Source organism: Pseudomonas sp. NPDC089534, from assembly GCF_044749305.1.
GTDB lineage: Bacteria > Pseudomonadota > Gammaproteobacteria > Pseudomonadales > Pseudomonadaceae > Aquipseudomonas > Aquipseudomonas ekonensis.
Genome location: NZ_JBIVHR010000217.1, coordinates 1 through 1404 on the forward strand (window position 1 = coordinate 1; position 1404 = coordinate 1404).

Below are 1404 nucleotides of genomic sequence, written 5' to 3' on the forward strand. Positions count from 1 at the left end.
CGCCTCTTCTGAATAAGGTCCTCGTACGGATCGCTGCCTTCGTTCGGGGTATTGACCAGACGGCGATTGCCCTTGGTCTCTTTACCGAACGCGATGGTGCCGCTGACTTCAGCCAGGATCGACGCCTCTTTCGGACGACGGGCTTCGAACAGGTCGGCAACACGCGGCAGACCACCGGTGATGTCACGGGTCTTCGAAGTCTCTTGCGGGATACGCGCGATAACGTCACCGATCGCGATCTTCGCACCGTCCGCAACACCGACCAGGGCGTTCGCCGGCAGGAAGTACTGAGCGATAACGTCAGTGCCTGGCAGCAACAGATCCTTGCCGTTGTCGTCGACCATCTTCACCGCAGGACGGATGTCCTTGCCGGCAGCAGGACGGTCTTTGACGTCGAGCACTTCAATGTTGGTCATACCGGTCAATTCGTCGGTCTGACGCTTGATCGTGATGCCTTCTTCCATGCCCACGTAGGTCACGTTACCTTTCATTTCGGTAACGATCGGGTGAGTGTGCGGATCCCACTTCGCCACGATGGCGCCAGCGTCGACCTTGTCACCCTCTTTAACCGAAAGCACCGCACCGTACGGCAGCTTGTAACGCTCGCGCTCGCGACCGAAGTCGTCGGCGATCGCCAGCTCACCGGAACGGGACACGGCAACCAGGTTGCCGTCCACACGCTCAACGTGCTTCAGGTTGTGCAGACGGACGGTACCGCCGTTCTTGACCTGAACGCTGTCGGCAGCGGAAGTACGGCTTGCCGCACCACCGATGTGGAACGTACGCATCGTCAGCTGGGTACCCGGCTCACCGATGGACTGGGCGGCGATGACGCCGACCGCTTCACCGATGTTCACCTGGTGACCACGGGCCAGATCGCGGCCGTAGCACTTGGCGCAGATGCCGTAACGGGTTTCGCAGCTGATCGGCGAACGCACGACCACTTCGTCGATGCTGTTCAGCTCGATGAACTCGACCCACTTCTCGTCGACCAGGGTGCCGGCAGGAACAATGACGTCCTCGGTGCCCGGCTTGAACACGTCACGGGCAACCACACGGCCCAGTACGCGCTCACCCAACGGCTCGACAACGTCGCCGCCTTCAATGTGCGGCGTCATCAGCAGACCGTGCTCGGTGCCGCAGTCGATCTCGGTCACGACCAGGTCCTGCGCCACGTCTACGAGACGACGGGTCAGGTAACCGGAGTTCGCTGTCTTCAACGCGGTATCCGCCAGACCTTTACGAGCACCGTGGGTCGAGATGAAGTACTGGAGTACGCTCAGACCTTCACGGAAGTTCGCGGTGATCGGCGTCTCGATGATGGAGCCGTCCGGCTTGGCCATCAGACCACGCATACCGGCGAGCTGACGAATCTGTGCTGCGGAACCCCGCGCACCCGAGTCG

1 pseudogene is annotated in these 1404 nt (G+C 61.3%); it reads right to left on the reverse strand.

Annotated elements, in window-relative coordinates:
* Window positions 1–1404 (reverse strand): annotated as a pseudogene (locus tag ACIP0B_RS28510) (DNA-directed RNA polymerase subunit beta'); the annotation flags it as partial.